Annotated in this window: 9 protein-coding genes; all 9 read left to right on the top strand. The window is 30.2% G+C overall.

The features are described 5' to 3' along the window. The first annotated feature begins 435 nt into the window (after nucleotides 1-435). Nucleotides 436-2,073: a transcription termination factor Rho gene (gene rho, locus AACQ14_RS15965; protein WP_339364584.1), complete on the top strand. Its 1,638-nt coding sequence runs from the start codon at nucleotides 436-438 to the stop codon at nucleotides 2,071-2,073. Between the two features lie 143 nt (nucleotides 2,074-2,216). Beyond that, the gene (rpmE, locus tag AACQ14_RS15960; protein WP_113672008.1) at nucleotides 2,217-2,429 is read left to right on the top strand and encodes a 50S ribosomal protein L31; all 213 of its coding nucleotides are present in this window, start codon (nucleotides 2,217-2,219) and stop codon (nucleotides 2,427-2,429) included. A gap of 202 nt (nucleotides 2,430-2,631) precedes the next feature. Next, nucleotides 2,632-3,570, top strand: a complete 939-nt coding sequence (locus tag AACQ14_RS15955; protein WP_113672007.1) for a DUF1385 domain-containing protein — start codon at nucleotides 2,632-2,634, stop codon at nucleotides 3,568-3,570. After that, nucleotides 3,539-4,396, top strand: coding sequence for a peptide chain release factor N(5)-glutamine methyltransferase (gene prmC / locus AACQ14_RS15950; protein WP_339364583.1), 858 nt, complete (start codon nucleotides 3,539-3,541; stop codon nucleotides 4,394-4,396). Before AACQ14_RS15955 ends, prmC begins: the two co-directional genes overlap by 32 nt. A gap of 98 nt (nucleotides 4,397-4,494) precedes the next feature. Then, a complete protein-coding gene (gene prfA, locus AACQ14_RS15945) occupies nucleotides 4,495-5,568 on the top strand; it encodes a peptide chain release factor 1 (protein WP_339364582.1) in 1,074 nt (357 codons plus the stop codon). A gap of 386 nt (nucleotides 5,569-5,954) precedes the next feature. Next, a complete protein-coding gene (locus tag AACQ14_RS15940) occupies nucleotides 5,955-7,190 on the top strand; it encodes a cation:proton antiporter (protein ID WP_339364581.1) in 1,236 nt (411 codons plus the stop codon). Nucleotides 7,191-7,308: 118 nt separating this feature from the next. Continuing rightward, entirely contained in the window at nucleotides 7,309-7,716 is a 408-nt protein-coding gene (locus tag AACQ14_RS15935) for a hypothetical protein (protein WP_212692627.1), read from the top strand. Between the two features lie 30 nt (nucleotides 7,717-7,746). Next, nucleotides 7,747-8,100: a P-II family nitrogen regulator gene (locus AACQ14_RS15930; RefSeq protein ID WP_339364580.1), complete on the top strand. Its 354-nt coding sequence runs from the start codon at nucleotides 7,747-7,749 to the stop codon at nucleotides 8,098-8,100. Nucleotides 8,101-8,212: 112 nt separating this feature from the next. Next, on the top strand, nucleotides 8,213-8,644 hold the full coding sequence (locus tag AACQ14_RS15925) for a CBS domain-containing protein (protein WP_339364579.1): 432 nt from the start codon (nucleotides 8,213-8,215) through the stop codon (nucleotides 8,642-8,644). Nucleotides 8,645-8,868: the final 224 nt, after the last annotated feature.

The raw sequence follows: 8,868 nt of genomic DNA, 5'->3' as shown, positions 1-8,868 counted from the left end.
TTAATTCACTTTTTTATGGTATAATATATATAATGTATAAAATTGCTTAATAAAATATAAGAAAACAACAGATATACTAATATAGGGTATATAGACTATTAACATTGCTAAGACTAAAACATTATATTGAATTAAATTATTTATATAAAATAAGTTCAATATAAGCATATCCAATTTATATTTCATATGACTTATCATTATTAATCCCAATATAAAATGTGCTTTATATATTAAATAATTAGAGAGTAATTGATTTAATTAACAGATGGTTTATTATTATATTGTAAATAATCATCATGGGACAAACTTTGGTATATATTTATATTGGAAAATTTTTATTAATAACTTAAGTCTAACTAATATAACATATTTGATATAATATTTACATAGTTTCGGTTGGAGTAATAATTAATTAAAAACGGAAGGGGTGCTCTAATGAGTACAGATTTCAAAAAATTCACTTTAGCTGAGCTTCGCAAGAAAGCAAAAGAAATTGGCATTAGAAGTGTTACAACATTCAAGAAAGCAGAGCTTGTGCAAATTCTTACGGAAGTTGAAGCTAAACAACAAGGGAAAGAAGAAGAAAAACAGGAACAAAATGTGGAACAAGAAAAGCAACAAAAAATAGAAACAGAACCGAAAGAAAAATCACAACCAAAAACAAAGAAGAAACAAGTAAAGAAAACTCAGCCAAAACTTGAAAAAGTGGAACAAAAAGAAGAACCGAAAGTAGAACAAAAAGTAGAAAAAACTGTTAATAAAGAGAAAGTTGTTCCTAAGAAAGCAGAATACAAAAAACAGCAATATAAAATAGAAGAAAAAAAAGAAGTTCAAAAAGATATAAATAAAGAATCTAATGAAAATAGCAAGGAAATCAAAAAAGAAGTACATAGAGATAAACCTACTAAAACTGTACCTTCAGATTTCCAAGATTTAAATAGCGGAGAAATAGCTTACGGAGTATTGGAAGTATTACCAGATGGATTCGGTTTTATTAGATGTGCTAATTATCTACCAGGTGAAGATGATGTTTATGTGTCACCATCACAAATTAGAAGATTTAATTTAAAGACTGGAGATTTAATAATTGGTAATATAAGAGTACCAAAAGAAAATGAAAAATTTAGAGCATTACTATATGTCCAGTCTGTAAATGGCGATTCACCTGCCAATGCTGCTAAAAGACCTAACTTTGAAGACTTAACACCTATTTTCCCTAATGAAAGGGTTCGTCTTGAAACAATCTCTTCAGAATATTCAACCAGACTAATTGATTTTGTTGCGCCTATTGGTAAAGGGCAAAGGGGTATGATTGTGGCACCTCCAAAAGCAGGTAAGACAACGTTACTTAAAAAAATTGCTAATGCCATAACAACAAATCATCCTGATTCTCATCTTATAGTTTTATTAATTGATGAAAGACCCGAAGAAGTAACTGATATAAGACGTTCTATTAATGGTGATAATGTAGAGGTTATATATTCTACTTTTGATGAACTGCCTGAACATCATAAAAGAGTTTCTGAGATGGTTTTGGCAAGAGCCAAGAGAATGGTTGAACAGAAGAAAGATCTATATATATTACTTGACAGTATAACAAGACTAGCTAGAGCTTATAACTTAACTATTCCACCAAGTGGAAGAACTTTATCTGGAGGTCTTGATCCTGCAGCGCTTCATATGCCTAAGAAATTCTTTGGTGCAGCTAGAAATATTGAAGAAGGAGGAAGTCTTACAATACTTGCTACAGCACTTGTTGAAACAGGAAGTAAGATGGACGAAGTAGTATTTGAAGAATTTAAAGGAACAGGTAATATGGAGTTAGTTCTTGATAGAAAGCTATCTGAAAAAAGAATATTCCCAGCTATTGATATTGCCAAATCTGGTACAAGAAGAGATGATTTACTATATACAAAAGAAGAGATGGATGCTATTTATAGATTAAGGAAAGCAAGTAGTAATATGCGTTCAGATGAAGTTACTGAAAGCATATTAAAAGTTTTTGTTAAATCTAAGAATAACACGGATTTCTTTAATACAATCAACAATAATTTACTAGATAAATATAGATAAATTAACAAACTATTTAAATACAGCCATGAAAAGTATTGCATACTATTATTTCATGTGTTATAATATAAAAGCTGTTTTAAAATATAAGTTCGACTTATGTCGGCATATAATATTAAGTCTAACATTTGAAAGAGGTGAAACAAATGAAGGAAGCAATTCATCCTAAATATCATCAAGCTAAAGTAAAATGTAACTGCGGTAACGAGTTTGTTACAGGTTCAACAGAAGAAAGCATTCACGTTGAAATTTGTTCAAAGTGTCACCCATTTTATACTGGAACTCAAAAAGCAGTTTCTGCTCGTGGACGTATAGATAAGTTCAACCGTAAATATGGTATGAACCAAGAAAATAACTAATTAGCTAAGAAGTTGAGGATTATCCTCAACTTTTTTTATACCAAAAGGAAATCTTTTCAAATGAACTAATTTGATTTGAAAAGTAGGTGTAGCCTCTTTTGTTCACAAATACATTATAAAGAGTTAAATAGGTAGATAAAAAAAAGATAACATGTTATAATTTAATAAGTTTTAAAAATAATATAATATGGAAGTGATATAATTGAAACCAGTAGATATAGGAGGTCAAGCTGTTATCGAAGGTGTTATGATGAAAAACAAAAACACCTATGCGGTTGCTGTTAGAAAACCAGATAAAGAAATAATAATTGATAAAAGAGAATATACAAGCTTTTCCGAAAAAGTAAAACTATTTAAGCTGCCCATATTCAGAGGTATGTTAGCATTTGTGGAATCATTAATTATAGGTATGAAGATTCTTACTTATTCAGCTGAGTTTTTTGAAGTAGAAGATGAGAAAGAAAAAGAACCGGGTAAATTCGACAGATTTTTAACTAAAGTATTTGGAGACAAATTAGATAAAGTTGTAGTAGGTTTTTCAGTTGTATTGTCAATAATATTGGCAATAGGATTATTTGTGCTATTACCTTTAGGACTTTCTCAATTAGTCAAGGATAAATTACCAAATGAAAGTTTAATCAATTTGGTAGACGGGGTAATAAGAGTTGTTATATTCCTTGTATATCTGAAAATAATATCATTGATGAAAGATATACAAAGAGTTTTTCAATATCACGGAGCAGAACATAAATCTATAAATTGTCTAGAACACGAAGAAGAACTTACTGTTGAAAATATCAAGAAACATTCAAGATACCATAAGAGATGTGGAACAAACTTCTTGCTTATTGTAGTTCTTATGAGTATACTAGTATTAATGATTATTGATGTTAGGACATTTTGGTTAAGGTTCGCTGTAAGATTATTATGCTTACCATTAATAGCTGGATTGTCATATGAAATTATAAAATGGTTAGGCAGATCAGAATCAAAACTCGCAGCTGTTATTGCAAAACCTGGATTATGGTTACAAAGATTAACAACAAGAGAGCCAGATGGTTCACAGATAGAAGTTGCAATTGCTTCTTTGAAAGGGGTCTTAGTTAACGATGAAGAAGACCATAAGGAACGCATTGGATGATGGAATTAAGACTTTATCAAGTAATAACATTACTGATGCTAGATTAGATGCTGATTTATTACTAGAACATGTACTTGGAGTTGATAAAGTATATATTATAATTAACGGTAATGAATTAATAGCAGAAGAAAAATATAATATATATAATAATTATATAGCACAGAGAGCTGAGGGTAAACCCCTTCAATATATAATTGGATATCAAGAATTTATGGGTTTGACATTTAAAGTTAATGAAAATGTGTTGATTCCAAGACAAGACACTGAAGTACTTGTATTAGAAGCAATTAAATACATTAAGGAAAACAATATAACTAATATATTAGAGATTGGTACAGGCACTGGATGTATTCCAATAAGCATATGTTATAATTGTAATGATGTAAAAGCTACTACTGTGGATATATCAGATGAAGCCCTTAAAATTGCTAAAGAAAATGCAATCATTAATAATGTTGCTGACAGGATACAATTTGTCAGAAGCAACTTATTTGAAGATATAGATGAAAATCATGACTTTCAGCTTTTTATATCTAATCCACCGTATATTCGAAGTAATGATATAGGTGATTTGATGATTGAAGTGAAAGAACATGAACCCATAGGAGCCTTAGATGGTGGAGAAGATGGACTATATTTTTATAGGGAAATCTCCAAAGAGGTTAAAAATAGAACAAAAAAAAGGAGCTATATTTTATATGAAGTAGGATATGACCAAAGTGATGAAGTGAAGAAGATTCTAAATGCATTAGGGTACACGGATATTAAAATCTACAAAGATCTAACTGGAATTAATAGAGTTGTAGCTGGTGCATATAATAAATAAGGGATAAAATATTCTCTGTGAGAATGAAGCGGCTATAGTCGCTTTTATTGCGGTAATTCATAATTATAAATTCCCTAACAATATAGAGAGGTGTAGTTATGTTTGGTAAATTAGACGGTATTGTAAGTAAATTTGAAGAGATATCTGAAATGATTAATGATCCAGATATTATTAGTCAACAAGATAGATGGCGTAAGCTTATGAAAGAGCATAGCGATCTATTACCAATAGTTGATAAATATAAAGAATACAAAAACACTAAAATTAATTTAGAAGATAGTTTAGCTATTCTGGAAGAAGAAGAAGACCCAGAAATGAAAGAAATGGCTAAAGAAGAACTAAATGAGAGTAAGGAACGACTAATTCAGATAGAAGAAGAATTAAAGATATTATTATTGCCAAAAGATCCTAATGACGATAAAAACGTTTTTGTTGAAATTAGAGGTGGAGCTGGTGGTGATGAAGCGGCTCTATTTGCTGGAAGCCTATTTCGTATGTATTCAAGATATGCTGAAAGAAATAGATGGAAAGTTGAATTGATAAGTTTTAACGAATGCGGTGTTGGCGGTTTCAAAGAAGTAGTGTTCATGATTACTGGTAAAGGTGCTTATTCAAAATTAAAATATGAAAGTGGAGTACATCGTGTTCAGAGAGTTCCTGTTACTGAGTCAGGAGGAAGAATCCATACTTCTACAGTAACGGTAGCTGTATTACCTGAAGTTGAAGATGTAGCTGTTGAGATTAATATGAATGATATTAGAGTAGATGTATTCAGAGCCTCTGGTAATGGTGGGCAATGTGTTAATACAACTGACTCTGCTGTTAGAATTACTCACTTGCCAACTGGTTTAGTAGTTAGTTGCCAAGATGAGAAATCTCAGCTAAAAAATAAAGATAAGGCTTTAAAAGTACTTCGTTCTAGATTATTTGATATGGAACAAGCGAAACAGCAGAAAGAATTAGCGGAGAACAGAAAAAGTCAAGTAGGTACAGGAGATAGAAGTGAAAAAATACGTACTTACAACTTCCCACAAGGTAGAGTGACTGACCACAGAATCAAGTTAACATTGCATAGACTAGATAGTATACTTGATGGAGATATAGAAGAAGTAGTTGATAGTCTAGTAACAGCAGATCAAGCTCAAAAATTAAAAGATATTGCAAGTGTATAATATGATTAGTCTGTAAAACGTAATTAAAGGTTTTTGTAGAAGAAAATAAGGTATTACTTTTTATTGATTGATTGTATATAATGTGAACTGTCTCATAAGGATTTATTTTACTAGGGTGAAATTGTAAAATATATTATGAGACAGTTTTGTTTATGTAAAACATAATTTAGATATATAGCTGTTAGAGCATTAAAACACTGATTTTATTATGCACTTTTACTACATATAATGATGGATGTTTTAAGATTAGCCAAAATATAGATATATTTTACTAAAAAAATAATGAAAACATTGTGATATTCGACATTATTACCATTGCATATTGTACATAATAGTAGTAGAATCTAATTTGTGCTATTTTAAATTTATATTAGGGGGCATAAAAAATGGATTTTTCAGCAATGATGCAACATGCACAAGAGTATCATTTTTTATTACAACTGGCGATATTATTAGTAGCCGCTTCAGTTGGCGGATGGTTGGCTTCAAAAGTATCAATGCCACCAGTTCTTGGACAAATACTAGTAGGGATTATTATAGGTCCGACAGTTTTTGATTTAGTAGATGGTGAAAATGTACTAATACGTGACATATCACAAATAGGTGTGGTATTTTTAATGTTTCTAGCTGGATTAGAAACTGATTTAAAGGAACTTAAAGCATCAGGAAAAGGTGCTTCAATAATTGCAATGGGTGGTGTACTATTGCCGTTGGGTCTAGGAACGCTGGTTCCATTATTATTTTTCAAGAGTTTTTTACCAGACGGAGATGCACATCATCAATTAATGTTTGCATTATATATAGGTACGATATTAACAGCAACTTCTGTTAGTATTTCTGTTTCAGTTCTTAGAGATATGAAACAATTAGCTAGTAAACAAGGAATTTCTATCTTGGGTGCTGCTATAATAGATGACGTTGTAGGAATCATCTTATTAGCTGTAGTATCAGGTATGGTTAATCCTTCAGCAGATACAAATATAACACAACTAATGATAAAAATAGTATCATTCTTTGTTATAGCTGTTATCGGAGGTATAATCATCTCAAAAGGAATCACCAAATTTGCTCAAGGCTCAGTATGGAGAGATAGAATTGTAACATTTGCTATAATATTATGTTTTATCTTTGCGTATTTAGCTGAGATGTTTAGTGTAGCAGCAATCACAGGTGCATATTTTGCAGGTGTAGCACTTGCAACAACACCTTATAGACATCGTGTTGTTAGTAAAATACAATCATTTGCTTATGCATTATTTACACCAATATTTTTTGTAAGTATTGGACTTAGTGCAGTGATAAAAAGTGATATTGTTAATTATATAGGTTATGCACTAGTGATAGTAGTAATCGCTATATTTGGTAAAATAGTAGGTTGTGGTCTTGGTGCAAGACTATCCGGATTTAAAGGAAAACAATCATTACAGGTTGGTGTGGGTATGATAGCCCGGGCAGAAGTAGCGTTGATTGTTGCTAATCAAGGGCTGAGAAGCAATATAATAACAAATAGGACTTTCACGAGTATTGTTTTATTGGTGGTTATATCAACAATCGTTACACCACCTCTCCTAAAAATGTTATTTAAAAATGAAAAACCAGTTGAAGTATCAGAGTGTGAATAGTATAATGATATTTTAAATAGGGAATGTCATATAATAGAAATAAATATTAAACTAATCGTTGACTAGTAACAGTCTTAATATAAGGACTTTGTATAATAAAACATGAAGGAGTGATAGAGTGTACGTATTGTTTATTGTATTAAATGAACCTGAGTATTTACCTGAAGTTTTATTTAAAATGAAGCAATTAGGTATTAGAGGAGCAACTGTAATTGATAGTATGGGTGCTACAGCAATAAGTAAAGATATCTATAATATACCTGTAATTGGTGGTTTTATGAAATCTATTGATGGTGATACTCATTATAACAAAACAGTTTTTTCTGTTATTGAGCGTGAAGAGCAGGTTGAACTAGTGATGAACCATATAGAAAGAGTAATAGGTGGAGACATGAAAAAACCTAATAAAGGTATTATGTTTGTATTACCTGTTACGCATATGCGAGGCGGAGAATTACAACGTCATATTGAAAGTAGAGAAAACAAAAAAGTTATGGCTAAAGAATTTGAAAGTGAATATTATTAAAAAATCCTATTTAAGAAAAGAGGATGATATATGCTAAACTGTAAGTATATTCTTTTTATAGTTATTAATGATGTTAAAAAATCTAAGAGTGTCAAGAAAAAGCTGGCTGCTCTAGGTATATCTAGATATACAGTTATTGATACATTTGGATTATCAGCGATAGAAGGTTGTAATGTAAAAATATCGTCCAAGATGTTTAATTACATGAATAATGCTGATAACAAAAAATATAATAAGACTATATTTGTTGCACTTCCTACTGAAGAAGCTGTAATAAATGTAATGGATGAAATTGAAATAATCCTTGACTTGAATACAGATAAAACAGGAAAAGGCATAATGTTTACTGTTCCAATTTATAAGAGTCATGGTATAAGGATATAGTGAAAAAATCTCCAATCAAGTTAATCAATCTTGATTGGAGATTTTTGTGTATATTATATAACTTTTCTTCTAATAATAAATGTGTAGATTATAAGAAGGAGAGTGTATAAATATGAAAGCTAAAGAAATAATGACATCTGATATAGTTTCCGTTAATGAAGATACATCTATTAAAGAAGCTGCAAGAAAAATGAGAGATGAAGATGTAGGTTCAATACCAGTAGAAGATAATAATGAGTTAGTTGGAATAATAACTGATAGAGATATCGTCTTAAAAACTATTGCAGAAGATATTAATGCACAAGATGCAAAATGTAAAGATATCATGTCAAAAGACGTTATAACTGCAACACCTGATATGAATGTAAAAGATGTAGCTGATCTAATGTCACACAATCAAGTAAAAAGAATTCCTGTTGTAGAAGATAAGAACGTAGTTGGTATAATTTCTTTAAAAGATTTATCTCAGGCTAGAGCCTTTGAAGATGAAGCTGGAGAAGTATTGAATGATATTACAGAAGATGATTATGATACTTTCAGCTAAAGAAAATACTAATAGTAAATTAAAGTATGTATATGGCAAATAACTAATAATTAAGCTTATTAGAATAAAAAGTGTTTTGTGATAAAGCAAGTCACAAACACTTTTTTAACTTACTTAAAATATAAGGTTGATTTTAAGATTAGGAAAACTGGGATAAAAAATATTGACTTTTATAATAGACTATGATATCATTTATAAAAATATATAAAACTAATTCGACAGTA

The sequence above is a fragment of the Vallitalea maricola genome, from assembly GCF_036985595.1.
In the GTDB taxonomy this organism is placed as follows: Bacteria; Bacillota; Clostridia; order Lachnospirales; family Vallitaleaceae; genus Vallitalea; species Vallitalea maricola.
This window is presented reverse-complemented; position numbering and strand designations above follow the sequence as displayed.